15 protein-coding genes are annotated in these 25,029 nt (G+C 72.1%); 5 read left to right on the top strand and 10 right to left on the bottom strand.

The genetic code is table 11. From position 1 onward, the window contains the following. Positions 1–59: 59 nt before the first annotated feature. Genes IT371_13430 through IT371_13420 form a run of 3 tightly spaced genes read left to right on the top strand, consistent with a single transcriptional unit; the run spans position 60 to position 4,831 of the window. A complete protein-coding gene (locus tag IT371_13430) occupies positions 60–2,165 on the top strand; it encodes a molybdopterin oxidoreductase family protein (protein MCC6748656.1) in 2,106 nt (701 codons plus the stop codon). A gap of 34 nt (positions 2,166–2,199) precedes the next feature. Beyond that, positions 2,200–3,492, top strand: coding sequence for a pyridoxal phosphate-dependent aminotransferase family protein (locus IT371_13425; protein MCC6748655.1), 1,293 nt, complete (start codon positions 2,200–2,202; stop codon positions 3,490–3,492). A 13-nt stretch (positions 3,493–3,505) separates the two neighbouring features. Continuing rightward, positions 3,506–4,831 (top strand): hypothetical protein, encoded by a 1,326-nt coding sequence (locus tag IT371_13420; GenBank protein ID MCC6748654.1) that lies wholly within the window; start codon positions 3,506–3,508, stop codon positions 4,829–4,831. Positions 4,832–4,879: 48 nt separating this feature from the next. Here IT371_13420 and gloB read toward each other — a convergent pair whose 3' ends face one another. From gloB to IT371_13380, 8 genes are all read right to left on the bottom strand, one after another. Then, positions 4,880–5,650, bottom strand: a complete 771-nt coding sequence (gene gloB / locus IT371_13415; GenBank protein ID MCC6748653.1) for a hydroxyacylglutathione hydrolase — start codon at positions 5,648–5,650, stop codon at positions 4,880–4,882. Positions 5,651–5,652: 2 nt separating this feature from the next. Continuing rightward, entirely contained in the window at positions 5,653–7,377 is a 1,725-nt protein-coding gene (locus IT371_13410; protein ID MCC6748652.1) for a HAMP domain-containing protein, read from the bottom strand. After that, the gene (locus tag IT371_13405; GenBank protein MCC6748651.1) at positions 7,377–8,837 is read right to left on the bottom strand and encodes a hypothetical protein; all 1,461 of its coding nucleotides are present in this window, start codon (positions 8,835–8,837) and stop codon (positions 7,377–7,379) included. Before IT371_13405 ends, IT371_13410 begins: the two co-directional genes overlap by 1 nt. After that, entirely contained in the window at positions 8,837–10,261 is a 1,425-nt protein-coding gene (locus IT371_13400) for a VCBS repeat-containing protein (protein MCC6748650.1), read from the bottom strand. The genes IT371_13405 and IT371_13400 overlap by 1 nt, the downstream gene beginning before the upstream one ends. After that, a complete protein-coding gene (locus IT371_13395) occupies positions 10,258–12,570 on the bottom strand; it encodes a PBP1A family penicillin-binding protein (GenBank protein ID MCC6748649.1) in 2,313 nt (770 codons plus the stop codon). The genes IT371_13400 and IT371_13395 overlap by 4 nt, the downstream gene beginning before the upstream one ends. Positions 12,571–12,691: 121 nt before the next feature. Continuing rightward, on the bottom strand, positions 12,692–13,423 hold the full coding sequence (locus tag IT371_13390; GenBank protein ID MCC6748648.1) for an RNA methyltransferase: 732 nt from the start codon (positions 13,421–13,423) through the stop codon (positions 12,692–12,694). Between the two features lie 183 nt (positions 13,424–13,606). Continuing rightward, positions 13,607–14,920: a hypothetical protein gene (locus IT371_13385; protein ID MCC6748647.1), complete on the bottom strand. Its 1,314-nt coding sequence runs from the start codon at positions 14,918–14,920 to the stop codon at positions 13,607–13,609. Between the two features lie 223 nt (positions 14,921–15,143). Further along, positions 15,144–17,327 carry a transglycosylase domain-containing protein gene (locus tag IT371_13380; GenBank protein ID MCC6748646.1) on the bottom strand — a complete coding sequence of 728 codons (2,184 nt, stop codon included), beginning with the start codon at positions 17,325–17,327 and terminating at the stop codon, positions 15,144–15,146. An 83-nt stretch (positions 17,328–17,410) separates the two neighbouring features. Here IT371_13380 and IT371_13375 point away from each other — a divergent pair, with 83 nt between their 5' ends. Together IT371_13375 and IT371_13370 are read left to right on the top strand one after the other, a co-directional pair. After that, entirely contained in the window at positions 17,411–20,482 is a 3,072-nt protein-coding gene (locus IT371_13375; protein ID MCC6748645.1) for a DUF4175 family protein, read from the top strand. Then, entirely contained in the window at positions 20,479–22,059 is a 1,581-nt protein-coding gene (locus tag IT371_13370; GenBank protein MCC6748644.1) for a hypothetical protein, read from the top strand. Before IT371_13375 ends, IT371_13370 begins: the two co-directional genes overlap by 4 nt. 10 nt (positions 22,060–22,069) lie before the next feature. Here IT371_13370 and IT371_13365 read toward each other — a convergent pair whose 3' ends face one another. Both IT371_13365 and IT371_13360 read right to left on the bottom strand, forming a co-directional pair. Then, on the bottom strand, positions 22,070–24,136 hold the full coding sequence (locus IT371_13365) for a VWA domain-containing protein (GenBank protein MCC6748643.1): 2,067 nt from the start codon (positions 24,134–24,136) through the stop codon (positions 22,070–22,072). Then, positions 24,133–25,029 (bottom strand): DUF58 domain-containing protein, encoded by an 897-nt coding sequence (locus IT371_13360; protein MCC6748642.1) that lies wholly within the window; start codon positions 25,027–25,029, stop codon positions 24,133–24,135. The genes IT371_13365 and IT371_13360 overlap by 4 nt, the downstream gene beginning before the upstream one ends.

The raw sequence follows: 25,029 nt of genomic DNA, 5'->3' as shown, positions 1-25,029 counted from the left end.
AATAAAATTCGGAACGACCGTCCCGGCCGGCCTCTCCTCGCGCGTGCTATGAGGAGATCATGGATCCCCGGCCCCCATCCGCAACCCAGCTCGTGCGAGGGGTCTGCCCTCACGACTGCCCCGACGCGTGCGGCATGCTCACTACCGTCGAGGGGGGGCGCGCCACTCGGGTCGAGGGGGACCCGGACCATCCGCTCACCCGCGGGTGGCTCTGCGCCAAGGTTCGGCCGTACCTCGAATGGGTCTACGGCCCGGCCCGGCTCGAGCACCCGCTGCGCCGCAGAGGGCCGAAGGGGAGCGGCACCTTCGAGCGCGTGACCTGGGAAGAGGCGCTGGCAGAGATCTCCTCCCGCTGGAGCGCCCTCCTCGCGCGGGAGGGAGGGGCCGCGATCCTCCCCTACTCCTACGGCGGCACGCTCGGACTCCTGCAGAACGCCGTCGCCTCCTCACGCCTCTGGAACCGCCTCGGCGCCTCGGGACTCGAGCGATCGATCTGCGGCGCCGCAGGGGAGCACGTCGTGGAGGCGATGCTCGGCGCGCGCTGGTCCCCCGACCCCGCAGATCTGGCCGAGAGCCGGCTGATCATCTTGTGGGGCCACAACCCCGCTACGACCGCCCCGCACACCGTCCCGCTCGTCCGCGAGGCGCAGCGCCGGGGAGCGTACGTGGTGGTCATCGACCCGCGGCGCAGCCTGAGCGCGCGCAGCGCGGACGAGCACCTCGCCCCGCGACCCGCCACCGACGGGGCGCTTGCTCTCGGGCTCATGCACGTCCTCGCCGAGGAGGGCCTGGTCGACGAAGCCTGGCTCGCGCGGCAGAGCGTCGGCTGGCCGGCCCTCCGGGAGCGACTGCGCGCGTTCCCGCCGGCACGGGCGAGCGAGCTGACGGGGATCGCGCCCGAACGGATCGTGGCCCTCGCACGCCGCTACGGCACGACGCGCCCCGCGGCGATCAAGATCGCCGACGGCCTGCAGCGGCACGAGAACGGGGGACGCACGGTCCAGGCCGTGGCCTCCCTCCCCGGCCTGACGGGTCAGTACGGAGTGCGCGGCGGCGGGCTCTGGTATTCCACGAGCGGGTACGTGCGCTGGGCCACCGAGGCCGTGGGGCACCCGAGCGCGTGCCCACCCACGCCGCGGGTGGTGAACATGAACCGACTCGGGGCGGCGCTGACGGGCGAGGTCCGAAACCCTCCGATCCTCTCGCTCTACGTCTTCGCCGCGAACCCCGCCGCCAGCGCGCCGCGCTCGGCCCTCGTGCGGCAGGGGCTCGCGCGCGAGGATCTCTTCACCGTGGTGCACGACCTCTATCTGACGGACACCGCGCGCTTCGCCGATCTGGTCCTGCCCGCCACCTCGCAGCTCGAGCAGTGCGACCTGCACAAGGGCTACGGCCAGCGCCTCCTGCGCTACAACCACGCGGCCATCGAACCTCTCGGGGAGGCGCGGAGCAACTGGGACACCTGTCGAGCCCTCGCGCAGGCGATGGGCTTCGACGACGCCTGGCTCTCGACCGACGGCGACGCGACGATCGCCGAGGTTCTCGACGCCACGCGCCGCACCAACCCGCTCCTCGAGGGCATCACGCTCGACCGACTGAAGCGCGAGGGGACCGTCCCCTACGCCCTCCCCGCGGGTCACGTCCCCTTCGCCGACGGCCGCTTTCCGACCCCCTCGGGCCGGCTCGAGCTGTCGTGCGAGGCGCTGGCACGCACGGGCCTCGAGGCCCTCCCCGACTTCCTCCCCTCGCACGAGCTCTCCCAGGCCTCGGAGACCGACGACCGCGCGCCGCTCGTCCTGCTCACCCCCGCCGCGCATCACTTCGTGAGCTCGAGCTTCGGCGCGCAAGCCTCGCTCCGCCGACGCCAGGGGCCGGCGCTCCTCGAGATCCATCCCGAGGACGCGGTTGCGCGCGGCATCCGCGACGGAGCACGGGTGCGCGTGCATAACCAGCGCGGACGGCTGACCCTCGTGGCGCGCCTGAGCGCCGATCTCCGCCGCGGCGTGGTCTGCACGCCCAAGGGCTACTGGCCCAGCCTCGCCGACGACGGGCAAAACGCCAACGCGACGACCTCCGACCGCCTCGGGGACGTGGCGGGCCAGAGCACCTTCCACAGCAACTGCGTCTGGGTCGAACCGGAGGCCGCCCCTCTCTCGTCACGCTGAAGCTGTGGCAAGATGGCCCTCCGTGGAGGGAGCCATGGCCAGACACCTTCAAGACACCTTCATTCAACCGGGAGAGGGAGACCAGCGCGATCCGCTGCTGGCGGTCCTACGCGAGAGCAAGCAGTACAACGTGCGCATCGTCTCGGCCAAGGGGCGCGTCCTCACCGACGCCTCGGGCCACCAGCTCTTCGACTTCGCCTCGTGCAACTACATCAGCTTCGACCAGGAGCAGGAGGCGCTGCTCGAGGCCGGCGTCCGGGCCGTAAAGCAGTACGGTCTGCACACCAGCCGCGCGCGCCTGATGGGCTATCACGAGCTCTTCTCCGAGGTCGAGGCGAAGCTCGCCCGCTTCATCGGCGTCGAGGACACGCTCCTCTTTCCCAACACGACCCTGCTCGGCGTGGGAACGATCCCCGCGCTCATGAAGAAGGGGGACCTCATCGTCCTCGACAAGTCGGCCCACGCCACGATGTACCAGGCGGCGCAGCTGGCGCGCGACAAGGGCACGATCCTGGCGAGCTACCGGCAGGACCACTTCGACCAGCTCGAGCACCTCCTCGAGCGGCACCAGGACGCGAAGCGCAAGCTCATCTGCGTGGACGGCGTCTACAGCATGACCGGCGACTACGCGGCGCTGGCCGAGCTCGCCCCGCTGGCCAAGAGATACGGCGCACTCCTCTACGTGGACGACGGGCACGGCTTCGCCTTCCTCGGCGAGCGCCCGGCCGCTGCGATGCCCTACGGCTTCTCCGGCAACGGCGTGGTGAAGCACGCGGGCCTCTCCTACGACAACGTGATGTACGTGGCGGGGACGGCCAAGGGCCTCGCCGGCGCGGCCGCCTTCCTCTCGGTGACCCCGGAGATGAAGGAGTACCTGATGGCCTACGCCAAGCCCCTGGACTACACGCACCCGTCCACCCCCTACGCCATGGGTGTGCTCAGCGCGGCGCTGGACCTCCAGCCCAAGGTCGGCGACGAGCGGCGGGCGAAGGTCTACCAGCTGACGAAGCGCCTCGTGGAGGGCCTGCGCGGGATGGGCTTCTTCGTCATGACCAAGACCCTCTTTCCGATCATCTCCATCTGGGCCGGGAACACCGAGAAGCTGATCGACGCCTCCCGCCGCCTCTACGACCAGGGGATCTTCCTCACCTCGTGCCCCTACCCCACCATGCCCCGCGGCAAGGAGGCCCTGCGCGTGACCGTCACCTCCAACAACGAGGTGGCGCAGATCGACCACCTGCTCGACTGCCTCTCCCAGGTGGCCACGAGCTGGCGGCAGGCCGGGATTCCGCTCGAGCCGACCCCCGAACAGCGCGCGGCGCTCTGACCGAGCCGCCCCGATGCCTCCTTCCGCCCCGATCGGTCCCTTCGCCCCCTCTCCCCTGCGCCCGGACGTCTACTGCATGGCGGGGGACGAGGGGCTGATGTTCGCCCCCGAGCGGCGTCTCGGCGCGCACCAGCTCCGCCACCACGAGCTGATGCGCTACAACATCCTGCCCTACGCCCTCGCCATGTGGCCGCTCTCCAAGCCCGACGACCAGCTCGTCCTCGACGAGCTCTGGCTGACGACCCCCGAGCTCCTGCGCTGGCACGGTCGATTCTACGAGCGGATGGGGCTCACCCCCACGCGCCAGCTCCACTTCGCCCCCCCGAGAGAGCTCTACCGTCGCGCGCTCCGGGTGCGCCCGGCAGCGGGGCGCGTCCTCTCCGTCTGCTACTCGTACGCGGTGGCCGAGGTGGCCTCCATCCGCCGCGAGCTCCGCGCCACCCAGACGGCGAACTCCAAGATCGAGCTCGTCCGGCGGGCGCCGCGCGCCGGTTACCCCATCCCGCGGTCGCTCGTCGTGCCGAGCGCGCAGCTTCGCCCCGAGGTGCTCGCGCGGCACCTGGGCTTCCCGCGCACCGCGGTCTACGCCAAGGCCGACGGGCTCGGCGGCGGCTTCAACGTCAAGCGCCTCCGTCGCGCAGCCGACTGCGCCGCCTTCGCGGAGAGCTACGCCACGGGCACCACCTTCGTGGTCCAGGAGGCGATCGACCGCCGGCGCTGGTCCGAGGAGATCGCGGACTTCGTCCTTCGGCCGACAGGGGTCTCGCTCGCGAACGTGCGCCGCAAGCTCACCTACCAGAACCAGTGGTTCGGCAACGTCTACTCGCCGCGCCTATACCTCAACGACGCGCAGTTCCAGGGGCTGCTGGCCTGCACGGCCGAGCTCCAGCGGGCCGGCTACGCCGCCCCCGAAGGGCTGCTCTGCGGGATGGACTACTTCCAGAACGGCCGCACCCTCCAGATCACCGACGTGAACGCGCGCTTCACGGGTGGCTATCCGGTGGCCCTGCTCCTCGACCGCCTCGGGCTCCGCGACAAGACGCTCGCCTACGGCCACTGGGACCTGCTCCACCCCGAGGACGAAGCGCCCTACCGGAAACTCGTCGAGAAGCACGCCCCGAGACCCGGACGCGCGCCGAAGACCTTCGCGCTCTTCCCGGTCTCCTTCAGCCCGGCGGTGCAGGAGGGAAGGCGCTACGTCTGGCTCCTCGTTTTCGGCGACTACCGCGCGTTCCTCGAGGAGAAGCGGCGTCGCCTGCCGCCACGGTCGCTCGAGCTCGCCGAGCTGGTGGGGCGGGCGGTGAACGAGGACGCCCTGCACGAGCGCTACGGCGTTTGACACTCGCGACCGAGGCCGCTCCCGCTCGCCCATTCTAGATACATCGTTCTAGAACACGTTACGCAGCTCGCGCAGCCGGGCGAAGACACCCACCGGGTCGCCCCCCGCCGCCTCGGCACCGTCCAACCCGAGGTGCGCCACGATCGCCCCCTCGCCGCAGCGGAGGAACGGATTCGTGGCCCGCTCGAGCGCCACCGTGCTCGGAACGGTCGGGCGGCCCGCTGCACGCGCCTCCTCCGCTCCCACGATCCGCGCCAGGAGATCGGGGTTTTCCGGGTCCACGCCGCGCGCGAACTGGAGGTTCTTCAGCGTGTACTCGTGCCCGAAGTAGAGCTCGGTCTCCGGGGGCAGCGCCGCCAGCCGCTGCAACGAGGCGTAGAGGGTCGGCGCGTCCCCCTCGAAGAGACGGCCGCACCCGCCGCCGAAGAGGGTGTCGCCGGTAAAGACCGCGCCCTCGAAGAGGTAGACCGCGCTCCCGAGCGTGTGACCCGGGGTGGCCATCACGCGTCCGCGCAGGCGACCGACCGCCACCTCTCCGCCGTCCTCCAGCGGGTGGCTCAGCGCGGGGAGGCGCCCCCCTTCGCTCGCCGGGCCGTAGACGCGACAGCGCCCCTCCTGCGAGAAGGCCTCCACCGCCGCCACGTGGTCCCCGTGGTGGTGCGTGCAAAGGATCGCCTCCAGCTCCACCCCCTCGTCGCGCAGGGCCCGGCGGATTGGGTCCGCCTCCCCGGGGTCTACGACCGCGGCGCGCCGCGTCTCGTCGCAGATCACGAGGTAGCTGTAGTTGTCGCTCAAGATCGGAACGGTCACGACGCGCATCGTCAGCTCACCTCCCGCGGACCCGCCGCCGCCTGGCTGGCGCCCACCGCCAGCGGCAAGCGTACCACGAAGGTCGCCCCCCCCTCGGCCCCACGCCGGGCGTCGATCGTCCCGCCGTGGTCCCGCACGATACGCTCGACGATGGCCAGCCCGAGGCCGCTTCCGCCGCTCCCCGCCTTGGTCGTGAAGTAGGGCGCGAAGAGGCGCTCGCGGTCCGCGTCCTCGAACCCCGGGCCGTTGTCGGCCACCGTCAGCTCGGCCCACCCGGCCGTCGCGCGGAGCCCGACCTCGATGCGGGGTTCCTGTCGGCCCGCCACGGCCTCTCGCGCGTTCTTCAGCAGGTTCCCGAGCACCTGCACGAGCTGCTCGCGGTCGGCGGTGACCTCCGGAAAGGCCTCGGGGAGCGCGCAGCTCACCGGCACCTCCTCGGTCGCGTAGAGCGACGCGGCGCCCCGCAGCACCTCGCGCAGGTCACAGGGCCCGAGGGTGGGCTTGGGGAGCCGCGCGAAGCTCGAAAACTCGGTGACGATCCGCTTCAGCCGGTCCACCTCCTCGAGAATCGTGCGCGTGGATTCCTCGAATACCTCCTCGAACGCCGGGTGCCGCTTCTGGTGCACCTTCCGCAGCGTCTCGATCGAGGTCTGGATGGGAGTGAGCGGGTTCTTGATCTCGTGCGCGATGCGCTGGGCGAGCTCGCGCCAGGCCGCGATGCGCTCCGCCGCCCGCAGCTGCTCCTTGGAGTCCTTGAGCTGCGCGGTCATGTGGTTGAAGGCCGCGACGAGCTCCCCCACCTCGTCGCGACCGCCGGCCGGGATGGTCCGATCCAGATCTCCGGCGGCCACGGCCTCGGCCCCCTTCGCGAGCTGCTCGAGGGGGCGCGAGATGCCGGCCGTCAGCGCGCCGAGCAGGAGGGCCAGGAGCAGCCCGCCCGCCACCAGAGCGGCCGCCGTGTAGTCGATGGCCTGCAGCGCCATCCGTAATCGCGTGTCGGGGACGAGGAGCGTCACGCGGGCCAGCTCCGTGTGCCGGCGGTCGGCGAGCCGCACGGTGCGTCGCGGGTACCGTTCGTAGGCGGCGAGCATCGGAGTCGAGCTCGCGAGGCCTCCCCCACGGGGACCCTCGAGCACGGCGACCGTCCCCTCGCGAAGACGCAACCTGCGGAGCAGCCGCTGCTCGAACGCGAGGCCTCCCATCACCCGCACCGACGGCCCGAGGGGCGAGCGCGCCACCCTCCAGCTCTGTAGCGTGAGTCGCGAGACAGGGCGTCCGCTCTCGAGGAGCCGTTCGCTTCGCAGCAGCGTCGCGCTGGCCCCGCCGGGGACGCCCGCGTAGAGGTCGCCCACCCGCCCCGGGAAGTGCCCCGCCGCGAGGACCCGTCGCCCGGAGTCCACGATCGCCAGCAGATCGAGGCCGCGCTCGCGCATCACGCGAGGCGCCTCCGCGGCGAGGCTCGGGTAGAGCTCCTCCGCGTCGCCCTTGGCGATCGCGATCAGGATCGGGCCGGTGAAGTGATCCTCCGGATCGGCCAGACGCTGCACGGCCTCCGCGAGCTCCTCCCGCAGGCGGTCGTACTGGGCTTTGACCTCCTGCTCGCCGTCCGAGAGCAGGCCCGCGAGCTCGGCGGTGAAGCGTCGTTCCACGACCGAGCGCCCGACGAGGGCTGCGGCTACCACCGGCAGGATACTGGCGCTGGCCGCGACCAGCGCGAGTTTGCCCCGGATGCGCATCAGCGACGCAGCCAGTAGAGGTCCGCGTACGGGACCGCCGCCGCACCCAGCCGGCGGAAGCCGCCGAGACGCGCATCCACGTCCAGCCGCACCGTGGTGCGAAGCAGGGGGATCACGGAGAGCTTGCGACGCAGCCGGGCCAAATCGCTCGCCGCACAGGCTCCGTGGGCCACGCAGCGCCGGGCCGCGGCCCCCTCCCCGGCCGCGGCGAAGACACTCGCGAGGGCTATTGCGGGCTCTGGCAGCTGCGGCACGACCCGCGCGAGCGCCAGGTGGAACGCGCCGCGCGCTAGCCGCGCCGCGTAGTCGCTGGCTGCCGCGCTCTCCACGGTCACCGCCAGGCCCACCTGATCCAGATCGGCCACGAGCTGCGTGGCCACGGCGCGGTCGGCCGCACGACTCCCATCCACGAGGAGCGTCACGCGCGCGCGCCCTCCCTGCCCAAGGGATTGCAGCTCCGCGTGCCCCGCGGCAGCGGCTACCAGCAACCGGCGAGCCACGCCTCGGTCGAATCCATGCGGCGTCCAGCGGTCGGCGAGCGGTCCACCGTCCACCGGCCCCTCGGCCGGCAGCGAGCGACCGCCTCCCACGAGGCGCGCCAGGCGTCGCCGGTCGATCGCGTGCCCGAGCGCCTCGCGCACGCGCCGGTCCGCGAGCCAGGCGGGGGCTGCCCCGACCGCGAGGTGGAGCATCGCCCCGGCGGAGGAGAGCTCGACCGGACGGGCACGGTACCGGGGAGTGCCGCCGAAGACGGCTGTACCGTGGTACGAGAGCTGGAGCGCCCCCACCTGATAGGCCGCCGCCTCGGCCGACGCGGAGGGAAAGTGTCTGAGCTCGAGCTGCTCGACGTAGGGGCGGCCAGCGAAGCACGTCGCGTGGGCCTTGAGCGAGAGCGCCCCGGCACGGCGGGCTGCGAGCTGGAAGGGTCCGCTCCCCGTCAGGCCCCCACGGCTCGCCACCGCGATGGCCGTAGCGGGCGCGCTCAGCGCCAGCGCGAGGTCCGGCGTCGCTCGCGGCAGCCGCAGCACGACCTGATCCTTCTCGACAGCGATCCCCTGCACCGCAGCCAGCAGATACGCGTGAGGCCCGCGACGGACACGCCCGAGCGAGGTCACCACGTCGCGCGCCGCGAGCGTGCGGCCGTCGTGAAGAATCACCCCCGACCGCAAGGCAATGCGGCACGTTCGCCCCTCCGCGTCGCAGTCGGGCAGCGCCTCCGCGAGCTGTGGCGTCGGCCTTCCTCGCGCATCTCGTCGGTAGAGCGCGTCGTAGAGCAGAGCCGTCACCTGAAGCTCCGCCTCACGCGTCGCCTGCGCCGGGTCGAACGTGACGACCTCCTCCGAGAGCGGACCGGTCAGGCGACCACCGTAGTGGCCGGGCAGGTAGGCCCCGGCCGCGCCGCCGAGGAGAAGACACGCGCCGACGAGCGCGAGACGCCACCGGGTCGCCGCCCTCCGCATCACTCCACTCCGTAGAGCGACGCGCGTCCCTCGCGATCTTCGACCGAGGCCACCACGTCCAGTCGCCCGTCCCCGTCCAGGTCACCGCACGCCACGGCCGTCACCCGGCCGGGGAGCTCCGGACTGCGCCACACCAGGCGCGGCGCTCCGCCGCCGAGCGCATGGATCAGCAGTCGATCGTCGTGCTCGTCCCCATCCCCGCTCAGTGTGCTCACGACCTCGAGCCCGCCGTCGTCGTCCAGGTCGCCGAGCGCGAACGCCACGCCGCTTCCGGCGAGGACGGCGGCCGTCGTCCCTCCCGCCTCCGCGTGCACCTCGAGACGCCCCGCCAGGTCTACCGTCCCCCAGTAGGTCGCGCCGCCGCCGGGTCCCCCCACCCTCGCACGCTGCGCCATGTAGAAGGCCGCGGGGAGGCGTCGAGCCGAGGCCTGGCTCGGGGCCCCCGCGCCCACCGAGAGGTCCGCGGGAGAGAAGAAGTCCCCACCCCCCGAGAGCGAGAGCACCGCAGCGACCGCACCTCGTCCGACCGCCACCGTCGCCACCGGGAAACCCGCCAGGCTCCTTCGCTGCCGCAGAGCCCCCTGCTGGCGGACCAGCTCCGCTCCGTCGGCATACTCGCTCGACCGGAGGAGCAGCTCCGGCACCCCGTCCCCATCCAGGTCCGCCACGCGCAGGGTCCCGAGGGCCCGTCGGGGACGGCGAGAAGCACCCGCTCCCGCCAACCCCAAGCTCTCCACCGTCGCGAAGTGGCCGCCGCCGCGAGAGCGCACGACGCTCACCGACCGGGCGTGGAGCGCGACCACCTCCGGACGTCCGTCCCGATCCAGGTCCGCCACGGCCAGGTCGAGCACCGGCTCGCCCTTCCATCCCCCGCCCTGCAGCGCGTAGCCGGTGCGCCGGGCGGCGGGCTGGCCCAGGTACGCGCGGACCTCGGCGTCCGCCCGAACCCGGGCGTCGAGGTGCGCGATCGCCCCTCTCTCCGGCTGAACCGCGTCACGAAAGAGAGAGGCGTCCGTGGGCAAGAGCACCCCGCGCAGGTGGAGGTGCCCTTCGCTCAGGACCAGCTCGGCCGCCACCAGGAGCTCGAACCCCGCCCGCCGCGCGCGCAGCCGCTGCTCCTCGGCGGTGTCCGCCGCAGGCAGCGACGAGACCGACCGATAGCCTCGACGCACGAGCCGCGCGAGCACGAGACGCCGCACCACGCCCACGAGCTCGCCGCTCCGACCGAGCCCCGCTCCGCGCTCGACCGTGAGGCCCAGGTCCACGCGCGCCCGTCGCACGCCCCGCGCCGCTTCCTCGAGGCGTCGGTCGAACCCATCCGCGAGCTGGTCCAGCGTGCCGCTCCGCTCGGCGCGTCCTCCCGGCGCGAGCCCGACGAGGCTCGCCACGAGCGCCGCCGGACCGAAGCCGAGGCGCGCCCTCATGGGACGACCGGCGCCGTGCCGAGCAGCACCGTGTCCGAGGTGGTGGGGTCCACCTGCGGCGCCGTCTCCTTCGGCTCGGTCCCGGCGATGAAGAGCTCGTCCATCCCCTCGAGCGCCCCCGTCGGCGCGAGCAGCCCGCTCCTCGGGTCCACCCGCTGCACCACCAACCCGCTCGGCCGCGGAAAGCTCTGCCGTGGCAGACCCGCGAGCGCCTTTTGCATGAACCGCACCCAGATCGGGATCGCCGCGCGCCCCCCGGTCTCGCGCTTGCCGAGCGAACGCGGGGTGTCGAACCCGACCCACACGGCGGTGAGAAGCTCCGGGGTGTACCCGACGAACCACACGTCCTTCTGCTCGTTCGTGGTGCCGGTCTTCCCCGCCACCGGATGGCGAAGCTGCTGGGCCCGCTGCCCCGTCCCCTCGCTCACCACGCTCTGCAGGAGACTCGTCACGAGGTACGCCACCTCCGGCCGGATCACGCGGCGCGGAGGAGAGAGAGGCACCTCCTGGCTGCCGACCCGCGTCACGTAGTGCGGCTCGACGGCCTGTCCGCCGTTGGCAAAGGCCGCGTATGCGAGCGCAAGATCTAGAACGCGCACTTCAGAACTGCCGAGGGCCAGGCTCAGGTCCGAGGCCAGCGGAGTGGCGATCCCCAGCGCGCCGGCGAGCCGCTGCACGGCCGGCGGTCCGACGTCCTTCATCACCCGGGCCGCTACGGTGTTGATCGAATGCGCGACGGCCTCTCGCAGGCGCACGGGCCCGCGGTAGACCCCGTCGAAGTTCTTCGGCTCCCAGTTGCCGAAGCTCACCGGCCCATCCTCGATCACCGAGGCCGCCGTGTAGCGTCCCGAGTCGAGCGCCGCCGCGTAGAGGAAGGGCTTGAAGGAGCTCCCCGGCTGCCGAAGGGCCTGGAGCGCCCGGTTGAACCCCCCGGGCGCGAAGTCGTAGCCACCCACCATGGCCCTGACCTCTCCGGTCCGCGGGTCGATCGCCACCAGCGCCCCTTGCGGGCCCCCGTCGAAGACGTATTGATCCCCCTCCCACCGCACGCGGATCAGATCTCCGACGGCGAAACGACGGGAGGGCGCATCCTTCTGCGGGTTGTAGCGCTCGTCGTCCACCCGCACCGTCGCCGAGGCCCGCCCGAGGTTCACCTCCACCTCCTGCTCGACGTCGTCGATCCTGGTCACGAGGCCCTGGAGCTGCCCCGGGGCTTCCAGCTTGGGCTGGGTGCGTGCGAGGCGCTTCAGGACCTTGGCCACCTGGGCCGGGGCGACGTGCGCCACCTTCCCGCCGTAGCCCTCGCGCGCGTCGAGAGCGCGGAGCCCCCACTGCAGCGCCTCCCGCGCCGATTGCTGCAGGCGCGCGTCCACGGTGGTCTGAACCTGCAGGCCCAGAGTGGTGAGCTTGTCGGCGCCGAAGGTCTTCGACAGGTGGTCGCGCACGAGGTCCACCAGCTCGGGCGCCACGTTGAAGAACGGCCGCTGGTGCCGCACGACCTCGATCGGCTGCGCCCCCACCTTGCGGGCCTGCTCGGGAGAGATGTGGCCCCGTCGCGCCATCTCGCGCAGCACGTAGAGCTGCCGACGCTTCGCCCGCTCCGGGTAGCGCAGCGGCGAGAGCCGCTCGGGGGACTGCGGCAGCCCCGCCAGCATGGCTGCCTCGCCCAGCCCGAGCCTCTCCACGTCGCGGCCGAAGAAGAAGCGCGACGCCTCCTGCACCCCGTAGCGGCCGTGGCCGAAGTAGATCTGCTGCAGGTAGAGGTTCAGGATCTGGTCCTTGGAGAGCTCGCTCTCGAGCCGACGCGCGAGGATCACATCCTGCACCTTGCGCCGGATCGTGCGTTCCGGCCCGAGGAGAAAGGTCTTGACCACTTGCTGGGTGATGGTGCTACCGCCCTGCGCGTAACGGCCGGCGCGCAGGTTGTTCACGAGCGCCCGCAGCATCCCGACGTAGTCGAGCCCGCGGTGCTGGAAGAACCCCGCGTCCTCGGCGGAGACCACCGCCTGGACGAGCACCCTGGGGATGCGCGTGTAGGGAACCACGGTGCGCCGTTCAGCCGAGAGCTCGCCGATCAGCACTCCGCGGCGGTCGAGGATACGCGTGACCGTCTTCGGCCGGTAGTCGTGGAGCGCGCCGATCCGCGGCAGCTTCGGGTCGGAGCCGTAGTAGAGGAAGAGGCCGACCACCCCGACGGCCCCGAGCAGGCCGCCGAGCACGCCGAGGCAGACGAGCCAGAGCACCACCCGCAGGGCGAAGGGCCTGCGTCGGACCGGCTTCTCGACGGGTTTCTCGCGCGGACGGTTCATCCTCCCTCAATTCCCGGGGAACTGTAGTACGCGGCCGCATCGGGCGCCAAGCGCCCCCTGGGTGCGCCATCCCTCCGCGCGATCCGGTCGCACGTCGCGCGGCGAGGCCTCCCGGCCTCCCTCAACGTGGGTCTCGCGCCGCCAGGTGGCGCTGCACGAGCCCTGCCGCACGGGGCACGCTCCGGGCGTAGTACGCCGCACGCAGCCGGAGTTTCGCCGCACGCGAAAGATCTCCGCCCGCACCGAGAACGGCTCGCCGCGCGTCGACGAGACTGGCCAACGCGAGCGCCGCCGAGACGGAGAGGTTGTAGCTCTCGGTGAACCCGAACATCGGCAGGTGGAAGCGGCCGTCGCAGGCCTCGAGCCCCTCCCTGGTGAGCCCGGCGTGTTCGTTGCCGAAGACGAGCGCGACGGGCTGCGACGCATGACCTGCCAGCGCGGCACGATCCGGCGTCTCGCCGAGCGGCGGCGGCGTGGCGGCCAGCAGCCGGTAGCCCGCGCTCCGCAGGTAGCCGAGCGCCGCCCGGGTGTCCGCGTGCAGGTACACGTCGATCCACTTGTCCGCCGCCTGGGTCACGCGCGCGGAGAGCCGAAAGCCGGCCTCGCCGGGTACGACGTGCGCGGTCAGAAGGCCCAGGCCCTCGCAGGTGCGAAGCACGGCGGCGGCGTTATGCGGGTCGTAGGGGTGCTCGAGGAGCACGGTGACCGAGAGGAGGCGCTGCTCCACCACGCGCGCGATCCGACGCTGGCGCCGCGGAGAGAGGAACGGCGCGAGGGCCTCCAGCACGGTTTCCGGGCCGAGGCGCGGGTCCACCTCGGTCGCCGCGCGCTGCCCGATGCGAATGGTCGGCATCGCTGAGACCGGTCTACCCAGCAACGCGTTGCAGCGTGATCAAACATGGTCGCATTGGCCGCGAGGCGCCCGGCAGGCCAGGAGCGCCGAGCACCGGAGCGGAGCAGCCTGGTGGCGCTGTGAGCACCGGAGCGCAGGCGCGACGCCGCATGACGGGATGGATCGCGGCCAAGGTGACCATGTTTATATCGACCAGTTGCCGCCGAGACCGAGGTTGAAGGCCTGCACGATGCCGTAGTACCGCGTCTCCGCGTCGAGGGACCAGAGGCGGCTGTACTGCCCTAGGGCGTAGAGGAAACGGGTCACCCGGAAGCGCCCCTCGACCGCCGCGGCCACGCCCCCGGGAGCCGCTCCGGGGCCGAGGTGGCGCAGGAGCAAGAGCGCCGCCACGTTCAGGCGATCGGCGGGCTGCGCCCCGAAGCGCACCCAGAGCCGGTTCGGGTCGGGTCCCGCCTGATGCTCGAACCCGGCGCGAAGGGTCACGCGCCCCGGCGCCTCCACGCCGAGCTGCGCCAGTGCCCCGTGCCCGCCGAAGAGCCCTCGCCCGAGGGCCGCCAGCTTGGGGCCGTGCGCGGCGGCATCGGGACGCGCGGGATCCGGCAGGTTCAGGCTCGCCTGGTGTCGATCCACGTCGTAGAAGGTCTGCACGTACGCCGCAGCGTACCCGCCGGTCCCGACGTGGTACTCGAGCTGGCCGGTCAGGGTCACCCCCGTGCGTCCGAGGGGGAGGCGTCCCATCCCGCCGAGGTGCATGCCGACGCCGTAGAAGGAGGTATTGAAGTCGGCGTAGGGGGTCACCTGTCCTCGGTCGGGGTTCCCGAGGACCACCTGCACGTCCACGCCGGCGTGCGTGAGCGTGCGATGTTCCGTCTCGAGGTTCCACGCCGCATCCACCTGCCGCACTCCGCGCGCGTCCGTCTCAACTCGCACGGGGGCCCGCGGGTCGATGGTGAAGCTCGCGCCAAAGCCCAGCCGCGGCGCGCGGGCGAAGGGTCGCAGCCCGAGACGTGCTCCGACGAGCGACGGGTGGATGAAGTTGTCGAGGAAGGCGCGCACGTCGAAGCGCGGACGGACGAGCTCCACGGCGATGCCGCTATGGAGATGATCCGGGTCGCCAAGGTTCGAATACTCGCGCACCAGCGTGCCGTGCCCGAGGGTCAGCGCCGCCTGCTCCCCGACACGCACGTCCAGCTCGGTCCGCCCGAAGCTGCGCTGGTACCTGAGCTCCCTGAGGAGGTGCACGTAGTCGCTCACCTCGTCCCAGTCGCGGCGCCGGAGGGGACCCTCGTCCCGGTCGCGGTCCAGGACGAAGCGCACGCGGCCGAAGAGACCGAGGGAGAGCCCCCCCTCCTGCACCTCGACTCCGAGCGCGAGGGAGCTCTGGGCCATCCCGGCCATCCCGCCGAACCCGGCGTCTCCCGAAAGCACCAGCCGGCGCTCCGCCGCGGCGTCGGGAACCGCCCCCGCGAGCCAGAAGACGAGAGCCACGAGGGTCACCAGTGATCGATAAGGGTGTCGCATGTGGACGATACTCCCACATGTAGCACTGAGTAGTCAAACATCCCCCCGGAGGCTCCCAGCGGCGCCCGCTTGCGTTGAGGCGCGCGCCAGGCAAGGAGCGAGCGAGGAGCGCGCGGAGCAGCCTTTCTTGCGCTGTGAGCACGCACCGCAGCGAGCGACGCCGCATGGCGGGATGGATCGACGCAAGCGTCAGCCGCTGTCAGTCCTTGGGGACGTGCAGCTCGACCTGGTGGGGGGCCGCGCGCAGGACCGAGTCCTTCAGGCGCTGCCGGTACTCCTGCTTCCAGCCGTCGAGGAGCGCGGTGAGCTGCTGCTTGCAGCTCTCCTCCGACAGAGCTCCCTTGTCGCGGGCGAAGACGAGCTTCTGCTGCTCCGAGGCGCGCCACGCCGCGTCGTCGATTCGCCCGCGCGAGTGGATGCGCCTCAGCACGCGCCGCACGTAGCGGTCCCACGCCGCGCTCAGCTCTCCGTGGCAATACTGGATGTAGCGGCGCTTCGGACTGGGCAGGATCGTGGCGAAGAAGGCCGCCTCGAGGGGCGTAATCTCCTTCGGCCGCTTGCCGAAGTAGTGCCGCGAGGCGCGCCCGATGCCGTAGATCCCGGGCCCGAACTCGATGGCGTTGAAGTAGAGCTCCATGATGCGCTCCTTCGGCACGTGCTGCTCCACGTACCAGGTGAGGAAGAGCTCCTGGAGCTTGCGAGCCAGCGTCTTCTCGTGCGTCAGCAGGACGTTCTTCACCATCTGCATGCTGATCGTGGAGGCCCCGAGGCGGAAGTGGCCGGCCTTGAGGTTGCGCGCGAGGGCCACCCGGAACTGCGAGGTGATGAAGCCCCGATGCTTGAAGAAGCCCGCGTCCTCGGTGGTCAGCAGGGCGTTCACGAGGTGCGGCGAGAGCTCGGCGAAGGGGGCGAACTCGGGGTTGTCGGGCCCCACGGTCAGCGTGAGAAACTGACCGGGAGCCGGCTCCACCGTGTGGTCGAAGGGGGTGAGCAACCGCGCGGCGCTCATCGCCTCGGGCGCCTCCACCACGCTGCAGCGGTTGATCCCCACCTGGCCCCCGAGCTCGAGCGCGTCGAGGTTCTCGTAGTCCACGACCGCGCGGAGGTCGAGCAGGAAGGTCCCCTTCAGCTTGAAGCCCTGGAGCTCCGGCGTGAGAGATGGCGGAAAGGCCGCGAGCACGGCCTGGCAGGGGACGGGGGGCGACGCGAGCCGCAGCGACACCTTGGGGCGGTCGCCGAGGCGCTCGGCCTTGCCGGAGAGTCGGAGGTCGATCCCCCTCGACCGCACCTGCAGCCGCTCGAGGGTCAGCTCCCGCCGCGCCACGTTCCATTCCCCGGCCACGGCGGTAGCAGCCGAGAGGTCCAGCACGGGGGTTCGCGCGAGGTTCGGGTGGAAGAGCGAGAGGCCCTGGATCGCGAGGTCCCCGTCGAAGCGCAGCACCTCTTCGGCGAAGCGCAGGGTAAGCGTCCCGTCCACCTGGGTGCGCTGGGGAAGGATCACCGGCGTGCGCGTGAGGATCGAAGCGATGCGCCCGAGGCTGAAGCGGGCCGCCTTGATCTCGAGCAGCCCTTTGCGCGGCCCCGGCTCGACCCAGCCTGCCGCAGCCCAGAGCTTGGCTTCCGCCCCCCCGTAGCTCCCGTCGAGCGCCAGCGTCACGCGCCGGCCGGTCGCGTCGGGTCCGATCGTCCCGCGGATGCCGGAGAGCACCAGACGCGGCAGTATCTGGATGCGCCCCCCCTTCACGGTCACATCCGGCAGCGCGAGGGGCGAGCGACGCAACACTCCGCTCACCCGCAGCTCGTCGAAGGAAACGGTGCTGGGGAAACGGGGAGAGCTGAGGAGGATCCCCGAGAGGGTGACCACCGATGGCGCGCCGGGAACGACCCGCCCTACGAGGCGCGCGGCGCGCAGCTCGACCCGACGTTGTCGGTCGTGGACCTCGAGCGACCCGCCCTCGAGCACCACGCTCCGTAGCTTGAGGCGCCCCTCCCCCGGCGCGCGCCGTCGGCGCGAGAGCAGGTCGAGGACGTTGCTCCGTCCGTCCGGGTGGCGCACCCATCGCGCGCGGAGCCCGCTCACGCGTGCCTCGCGCACCTCGAGACGCCCCTTCAGCAGCGCGCCGAAGTCGTAGTCCATCGACACGCGCGCGACGGAGACCCCGGGCCCGCCGGGGTCGTCGTGAGGCGAGCGCACGACGAGCCCCTCGAGCTCCGCGTGGCGATACCCGACCACGGCTCGCCCCACCGCGAGCTCGCGCCCCAGCGCGCGGCCGAGGCGAGGGACGAGGCGCCCGAACAGGTACCAGCGCGCCACGAGGGGCCCGGCCAGGTACAGGCCCCCGGCGACCAGGAGCACCCCGCTCGACCAGAGTAACGGACGCATCCATCGGCGGCGGCGCGAGGGCTTCCGGGAGACCACGAAGGCAGCCTACCACAGACGGTGGGTAGGCCCGCTCGAAGGCGGGGGTGCGCGAGGGAATCCCACACCTCCCGCCGCTGGTATACTTCCTCGGCGTGGACGCCTCGACCCACATCTCGATCTACCTCGCCGAGATCCGCCGCCGAAGTCGCTGGCTGCACGCGCTGCGAGGAGCAGCCGTCTACTGCGCGAGCCTCGCCGGGCTGGCGCTGCTCCTCCTCGGCGCCGCGGCCGTCGCCCGCCTGGACGGCGCGCTGCAGCTCCTCGGACTCGGCCTCCCGCTCGTGGGCCTGGTCGCCCTCGCCGTCCATCTCGTCGTCGTCTTTCGTCGGCTCCGAGACGCCAAGCATCTCGCCGAGCTGGTGGGAGAGCGCGTCCCGGCGCTGCGCAGCGACCTGGTCTCGTCGGTCGAGCTGATCGACGAGGCGCGCCGCGGCCCCGTGCGCTTCTCCACCGCGATGCTGGGTGCGCTCTCGCAACAGACCGCCGAGCGCCTCGGCAAGGTCGACCCCCGGCGGGTCGTCGCCTCCACCGGCCTCCGGCGCGCGGCCATGGGCCTCGCCGCCGCCGCCGTCGCCTGGGCCGGCGCCCTGGCTCTCGCCCCCGAGGCGCTGCGCGAAGCCGCCGCTCGCCTCCTCCGGTTCGAGCTCCGCGCGCCCGAGAAGGTGGCCGAAGAACCTCTCGTGGGCGACCTCCGCGTCACCTACTACTACCCGCCGCACACCGGTCGCCCCCCCCGCCGCGTCGAGAGCTCCACCGGGCACCTGAGCGGACCGCCGGGGACCCGCGCGCTGATCCAGACCACGGCGATGGTCCCCCTGACCGATGGGGCGCTCGTCTTCGAGGCGCGCGAGGGACGACGCACCACGCGCCACCCCCTCACGATCGTGCGCTCCCTCTCCGTGCAGACCGAGCTCCTGCTGCGCGCCGAGGGGACCTATCACTTCGAGGTCGTGCGCTCTGCGGGCGAGCGCGTCCGAGACCCCGTGGAGCACCGGGTGGAGCTCGAGCCCGACGAGCGACCGCGCGTCACCCTCTACGGGCCCCCCGAGGAGCTCGAGATCGCCCAGCGGCAAAAAGTCGAGCTCGCGTATCAGGCCGAGGACGACGTCGGACTTTCGGGGGTGGAGCTCGCCTACCAGCTCGGCAGCGGCCCCACGCAGCGCCTCCCGCTCTGGAAGAGCGACCCCCGCACGCGCCAGCGCAGCGCCGCCGGCAAGCACGAGTGGGACCTCTCCACGCTCGGCCTCCGCGCGGGGGCCCGCGTGGCCTACTGGATCGAGGCGATCGACAACGACGCGGTCCTCGGTCCCAAGCGCGGGCTCTCCGCCACCGCACACCTGCGCGTCTTCAGCCCCGAGGAGAAGCACCAGCGCACGCTGCAACAGCAGCAGGAGCTGGCCGAACAGGCCCTCGAGCTCCTCTCCGGCCGGCTGCTCCTCTTCGGCTCCGAGGCGAGCGTCGCCGGCTCCGGGCAGCTCGACCGCGCGCTCGCCCTGCACCGCGGCCACGGCCGGCTCGTGGACGGGCTGCGCGAGCTGCGCCTCCGCATGAAGCAGGACCCCCTCACCCCCGAGGCCGTCGTTCGCACCGTCGCCGCCATCCGCCGGCGGCAGAGCGTCGCTCTCGAGGGAGAGACGAAGCTCCTCAAGGAGCTCGAGGCGGCGAAACGTCGCGGCGCCCCGCGACCGTCGCAGCTCGCGCCGGTGGAGACCCAGAATCGCAAGCTGGTGACGGCACTCGAGCTCGACGCCCTGCTGCTCGCGGATCTCCTCGAGGAGCAGCGGCTCCAGGGGCTGGTGAGCCTGACCCAGGACCTTCAGGAGGCGCGCAAGAAGCTGGCGGAGCTCCTCGCGCGCTACAAGCGCAGCCAGAGCGAGCAGCTCAAGCGAGAGCTCCTCCGCGAGATCGCCGCGATGGAGCGGAAGCTCCAGCAGCTCCAGGCGCAGCTCGCCAGCCTGAGGAGCACGGTGCCCGACGAGTACTTGAACCGCGAGGCGCTGGCCCAGGTGAAGGCCGGGGAGGAGCTCAAGCGCATGAGTCAACTCCTCCAGCAGGGGAAGATCGCCGACGTGGAGGCCGCCCTGGCCAGCCTGGACCAGAAGCTCGCGCGCATGCAGTCCTTGCTCGGCGGCAACCTGCAGGACTACCGGGGCCAGCGCATGAGCGAGCGCGAGGCGGCCTACGGCAAGCTGCTCGACCGCGTCCGTGACCTCGAAGGCCAGCAGCGCGGGCTGGCGCGGCGAACGGAGCAGGTGGTGGGGCAGTATCAGAAGCGGGCGACCTCGCTCATGCAGACCAAGGTGCAGCCGATGCTCAAGCGGGCCCTGGCCAAGGCGCGCAAGCTGGCCAAAGCGGTGGAGGAGGTGGACGAACGCCGCCTGCCCGACTTTCAACAGGAGCAGCTCGGCCGGGTCCGGGCACGCGTCCAGGGGCTGCAAGGTGTATTGCAGCAGGGCGATCTAGAACAAGCCCTCCATATGGCGCAGCGGGCCAACAACGGGCTGCGCACGCTGAAGGAGGACCTCGCCGACGACCTCGAGGGCGCCGGGGCCTGGCAGGGGCAGGCGCTGCGCAAGGCCCTCGGCGGCACGCGTCGGGCGCAGAGCCTCGCGGCCGAGCTTCAGTCGGACCTCGAGACGGCCTTGCCTCCGCCGGGGAGTCTCCTTCGTGCCGAAGATCGACAGGAACTCGGCAAGCTCCGCCGCAGCCAGCAGACCCTGCGGCGCGAGGCCCAGCAGCTCCTGCGGAAGCTGCAGAGCGAGGAGGCGGGGGCGCGCCTCCTCGGGCCCGCGGCGCGCCGCAGCCTGCGCCAGAGCGAGGAATACATGGGGCAGGCGGCCGAGCGGCTGGGAGCCGCGCATCCCCAGGAGGCGCAGGGGGCCCAGGAGGAGGCGGCGGACCGCCTCGCCCAGCTACAGAAGCAGGTCCAGCAGTCGCGGCAGCCGCGCGACCCGACCGGCGAGTCGAGTTATAGAGAGCGCGTTCCAATTCCAGGTGCCGAGACCTTCCGCCCCCCCAAGGAGTTCCGGCAGGACCTCCTCGACGCGATGAAGGAGAAGGCGCCCTCCCGCTACCGGCGGATGGTCAAGCGCTACTACGAGGAGCTCGTCCGGTGACCGGCCTCTGTCGCTGGGCCTTCGCGCTCCTCCTCTGGGCCGCGGGAGCCTCCGTCGCCCATGCCGCGCCCGCGGCCACCACCGTCGCCGCCCGCGCGCAGGAGGTCGACCGCCTCCTCGGCGAGTGGCGCATCGAGGAGGCCGCCGCCCTGACCCACCGGCTCGGCGCCATCGCTCCCGGCCACCCTCGCGTCCTGGCTGCCAGCGGCGCGGTCCTCTTCCACCAGGGGCAATACGATGCCGCCCTCGCGCTGCTCCGCGCCGCCGAGCGCGGCCAGCGCGGCCTCGCGGCGCGCTTCCGCCCCCTCACCGAGCTCGTGCGCTCGACCGCCGAGGCCGTGAAAGGCTTCGTCGAGAAGAAGAGCCCGAGCGGACACTTCCGGATCCGTACCGCTCGCGGCAAGGACGAGCTGCTCGTCCCCTTCGCCATCGAGACGCTCGAGGCCATCCGCGAAGCGCTGGCCAAGGATCTCGGCTACGCCCCCCCGGGGACGGTCCTGGTCGAGATCTATCCGCGCGCCGAGGAGCTCGCGCGCGTCTCCACGCTCACGCAGAAGGAGATCGAGCGCTCGGGAACCGTGGCGCTCTGCAAGTACGACCGGTTGATGGCGGTGAGTCCGCGAGCGCTGCTTCGGGGGTACCCATGGCGCGACACCCTGGCGCACGAGTACGTCCACCTGGTCGTGAGCCGCGCGTCGCGCAACACGGTTCCCATCTGGCTGCACGAGGGGCTGGCGAAGCTCTTCGAGGTGCGCTGGCGGCTCGGACCCGAGGAAGAGGTCCCCCTCGGACCCACGCAGGAGCACCTGCTCGCGGAGGCGCTCGCGGCGCGACGCCTGGTGGGGTGGTCCGAGATGCACCCTTCCATGGCCAAGCTCCCCGACCAGCGCTCCACCGCCCTCGCCTTCGCGCAGGTCCACACGGCCCTGGCCTACCTCAAGGAGCGCGCGGGGCTCCCCGGCCTCCGGCGCCTCCTCGGAGCGCTGCGCGCCGGCCGCGACGACTGGCTGGCCGTGCATCAGGTGGCCACGCTGCCGCCGGGAGGCTTCGAGCGGGCCTGGCGCAAGTACCTCCGAGGGCTCAAGCTGCGCCGCCTGCCGGGCCTCGTGCCGGCCGAGCTGACCTTCGGCACGCCGCGGACGAAGGAGCAGGAGCTGGCGGCCCTGCGAGAGCAGCGCGCGAAGCGGCACTTCCGGCTGGCTGACCTGCTGCGGCAGCGGAAGCTCCTCCCCGCCGCCATCCTGGAATACGAGCGGGCGCGCGACGCGGCCGGCGAACGCGACGCCTTCGTCAGCAACGCTCTCGCCCGCTCCTTCCTCGAGGTGGACCAGCCGGCACGCGCCATCGCGGCGCTGTCGCCCGTGCTCGAGTACTACCCCGACCTCTCGGGGCCCCAGGTCACGATGGGCGCGGCGTACCTGCGGCGGGGGGACCCGCGCGCGGCCACGCGGCACCTCAAGGTGGCCCTGCGCCTCAACCCCTTCGACCCGGAGGTCCACTGCGGTCTCTCGCGCGCGCTGCCGGCGGGCCCCGAGGCGGAGCGCCACGGTCGCCTTTGCTCCACCCTGGTCGAGTGAGCGCCCGGGTCTACCCGCGCCGGGTGAAGATCGATTCGAGAAGGAGCAGGAGGAGCAACGCCACCCCCACGGCGTGCCAGAGCTCCACGCGCTGTTTCGCGCGCGCCATCCGGCGGCCGTCCACCTTCGAGGTCTGGAGCGTACCCTTTCGCAGGTCCGACTCCGCCGGGTCCACGTTGGCCGCGAAGCTCTGGCGCTCGAGCGCGGTCACGCGTCCCTCGTCCGACACGGCCGTCAGGCGGTAGAACCCCGGCTGATCGGCGTGGAGCTCGAGCGTCGCCCTCCGCGCCAGCTGCTTCGCGGTCCAGCTCTGCTCCTCGCCCGACGGCGTGACCAGGCGCAGGTGCTGCCGCACGGGCACGGGGTCGAGGAGGTAGCGCCCGGGGACCGTCAAGGCCCGCCGCTGTTGCGGGTCGGGCGCCCGGCTCAGATAACGAATCGTCTGCTGCACGAGCGGAAGATACCCCGGGCGGATGGGCAGGTCAGTCCAGTCGCGATCCACGGTGGAGGTGAAGAGCACCACGCGCCCCAGCCCTCGACGCCCCTCGAGCAGCGCGGGCGAACCGTCGTCGTAGTAGAGGATCACCCGACGATCCGCGGTAGTCGCGGGGCTCAGCCGGTAGACGCGGTCGAAGCGGGCCGTACGAAGGCCGCCCCCCCCTTCCTCGGACCAGATCCCGGCCACGATGGGGTGCTCCACGTCCACGCGACCGATGCGCAGCGCGCTGCCCCCGCTGTCGGGCGCCGTGGCGCTCACCGCGGAGCGCAGCGGCTGTGGAAGCAGCCGACCGAGGGTGCGGTTCACGGCCTCGGCGTCCACCTGCTCCCCGAGCGCCACGAACAGTCCCCCCCCCTTGTTCACGTATTGCTCGAGCTGCTGCGCCAGGGGGGGGGCGAGCCCCTTCACGTTGCAGAGGGCCACCACGTCGAAGCTCGTGAGCCGCGCGCGCTCGAGGTCGTCCACCGTGACCACCTTGGCGCTCACGGCCTGACCGCCCACGCCTCCCGCGGCGAGCGCCGTCTCCAGGTAGAAGAGCTCGTCCCGGTGACGCACCGGTGACGGATCGCCGTTGACCAGGAGCACGCGGAGCTCGGTCTGGATCTCCACCTGCAGGTAGCGTCGGTCGTCCTCGGGCAGGGCGTCCGGCTCGAGCGCTACCACGGCCTGGTGCACCCCACCGCTCGGGAAGGAGTGCTGGAAACGCTTTCGGCCGCAGCTCCAGCCCCCGAGCGCGAGCACCCCCCGCGCCGCCTGCCGACCGTCGACCTCGAGCGAGAGCTTCACCGCGTCGGCCGCCGGCCCGTAGTTGCATACCTTCGCCACCAGCGCGGTGGAGCGCTGCCCCGGAGCGCCCGAGGCATGCGCCGTGAACGCCACGACGGCCCGGTTCTCGGCCTGACCCTTGCCGCTCACGTCGACCGCGTGCAGCCGGATGTCGGCGGGAACCTCCCCCCGCACCCCTGCGAGGCCGTGGAGCGCGAGGTCCGTGAGGACGTAGATGTGCCGCTCGGGGAGCGCCGAATCGCGCAAGAGCCGCGCCGCCTGTGCCACCGCGGGCCCCAGGCCGCCGTGGCGGTAGCCCGGCTGCACGGCAGCGATGGCCGAGCGGACCTTCCGCGTGTCGCGGGTCAGCGTCGGCAGGGGGCCGTCCGGCACCGAGACGCGCAGCACGGCCACGTCGGCGCCTCCTCCGAGCAAGGTCACGATCTCCTGCGCTCGGCGGGCCGCGTCGTGGCCGAGCGTCCGGGTGGACGATCGACGGCGCATGCTCAACGTGTCGTCGAGGACGATCACGGCGCTCTGTGGGCCGGCTCCTACCATGGGGAGCTCGGAATCCACCTCGGCGTAGGGCTTCGCCACCATCAGCACCACCGCAGCGACGAGCGCCACGCGGAGCGCGAGGAGCAGCCACTGCCGGAGCCGAAGACGCTGCGCCACGCGCCGGTTCGAGCGCAGGACGAAGTCGATGGCCGCGAACGGACGGCGTGGAGCCCGCCGGCGCCCGACGAGGTGAATGATGAGCGGCACGAGCGCCGCCACGAGGCCCACGAGCATCACCGGAGCGAGGAAGCTCATCGCCGTCCTCGCTTGCTGCTCAGGAAGCGGAGCAGCACCTGGTCGACCGGCTGCCCCGGGGAGATCTGGTGGTAGCCGATCTCCCCCTGCCGGCAGGCTTCGCGCGTGCGCTCCAGGAAACGCTCCATCTCCTTCAGGTAGAGCTTGCGGATGCCGCCCGGGTCCACGAGCACGGCGCGCGTGTCCTCCATGGCCTCGAAGAGCGTGAGGTCACCGAAGGGCAGGCCGAGCTCGTCCTCGTGGAGCAGGTGAAAGAGCACCACGCGATGTCCCCGCGCGCGGAGCTGGCGGAGGAGGCGCAGCGCGTCGGGGTGGGCGTCGAACAGGTCGCTCACCACGAGCACGAAGCTCCGCCGGCCGATCACGTCGGTCAAGTAATGGATCGCGCGCCCCAGGTCCGTGCGCCCCGACGGAGCGAGCTCCTCGAGCGCCGTGAGAAAATGGGAGAGGTGCGCCGTCCTCCCGCGCGGCGGCAGGTAGCACCGCACGTCCTCGGCGAAAGCGAGCAGGCTCGGCTGGTCGCGCTGTCGGGCGAGGAGGTAGGCCAGCGAGGCCACGAGCACGCTGCCGTATTCGAGCTTGGAGAGGGGCGCGCCGTAGCCCATCGACCCGCTCGCGTCGAGCAGGAAGTAGGCGCGCAGCTCCGTCTCGTCCTCGAACTGCCGCACGTAGTAGCGGTCGAAGCGAGCGTAGGCCTTCCAGTCGATGCGCCGGATGTCGTCCCCCGGCGCGTACTCCTTGTGCTCGGCGAACTCGATGCTGGAGCCGTGGTGGGGGCTACGGTGCAGACCGGCGAGCGACCCCTCGACCACCGCCTGCACCCGGAGCTGCAGATTGCCGAGCTTCGCGAGCGCCTCCCCGTCGAGGTGCCGGTGTCGCGGGGTGGTGACCAT

The organism is Deltaproteobacteria bacterium (assembly GCA_020848905.1).
Lineage (GTDB): Bacteria > Myxococcota_A > Polyangia.
The sequence above is the reverse complement of the archived record's forward strand: the minus strand, read 5'-3'. Positions and strand labels throughout refer to the sequence as shown.

Bases quoted from the DNA above. Each gene is read 5' to 3' on its own strand.
- IT371_13430 (MCC6748656.1), top strand. From the start codon at position 60: ATGGATCCCCGGCCCCCATCCGCAACCCAGCTCGTGCGAGGGGTCTGC.
- IT371_13425 (MCC6748655.1), top strand. From the start codon at position 2,200: ATGGCCAGACACCTTCAAGACACCTTCATTCAACCGGGAGAGGGAGAC.
- IT371_13420 (MCC6748654.1), top strand. From the start codon at position 3,506: ATGCCTCCTTCCGCCCCGATCGGTCCCTTCGCCCCCTCTCCCCTGCGC.
- gloB (MCC6748653.1), bottom strand. From the start codon at position 5,650: ATGCGCGTCGTGACCGTTCCGATCTTGAGCGACAACTACAGCTACCTC.
- IT371_13410 (MCC6748652.1), bottom strand. From the start codon at position 7,377: ATGCGCATCCGGGGCAAACTCGCGCTGGTCGCGGCCAGCGCCAGTATC.
- IT371_13405 (MCC6748651.1), bottom strand. From the start codon at position 8,837: ATGCGGAGGGCGGCGACCCGGTGGCGTCTCGCGCTCGTCGGCGCGTGT.
- IT371_13400 (MCC6748650.1), bottom strand. From the start codon at position 10,261: ATGAGGGCGCGCCTCGGCTTCGGTCCGGCGGCGCTCGTGGCGAGCCTC.
- IT371_13395 (MCC6748649.1), bottom strand. From the start codon at position 12,570: ATGAACCGTCCGCGCGAGAAACCCGTCGAGAAGCCGGTCCGACGCAGG.
- IT371_13390 (MCC6748648.1), bottom strand. From the start codon at position 13,423: ATGCCGACCATTCGCATCGGGCAGCGCGCGGCGACCGAGGTGGACCCG.
- IT371_13380 (MCC6748646.1), bottom strand. From the start codon at position 17,327: ATGCGTCCGTTACTCTGGTCGAGCGGGGTGCTCCTGGTCGCCGGGGGC.
- IT371_13365 (MCC6748643.1), bottom strand. From the start codon at position 24,136: ATGAGCTTCCTCGCTCCGGTGATGCTCGTGGGCCTCGTGGCGGCGCTC.
- IT371_13360 (MCC6748642.1), bottom strand. From the start codon at position 25,029: ATGGTCACCACCCCGCGACACCGGCACCTCGACGGGGAGGCGCTCGCG.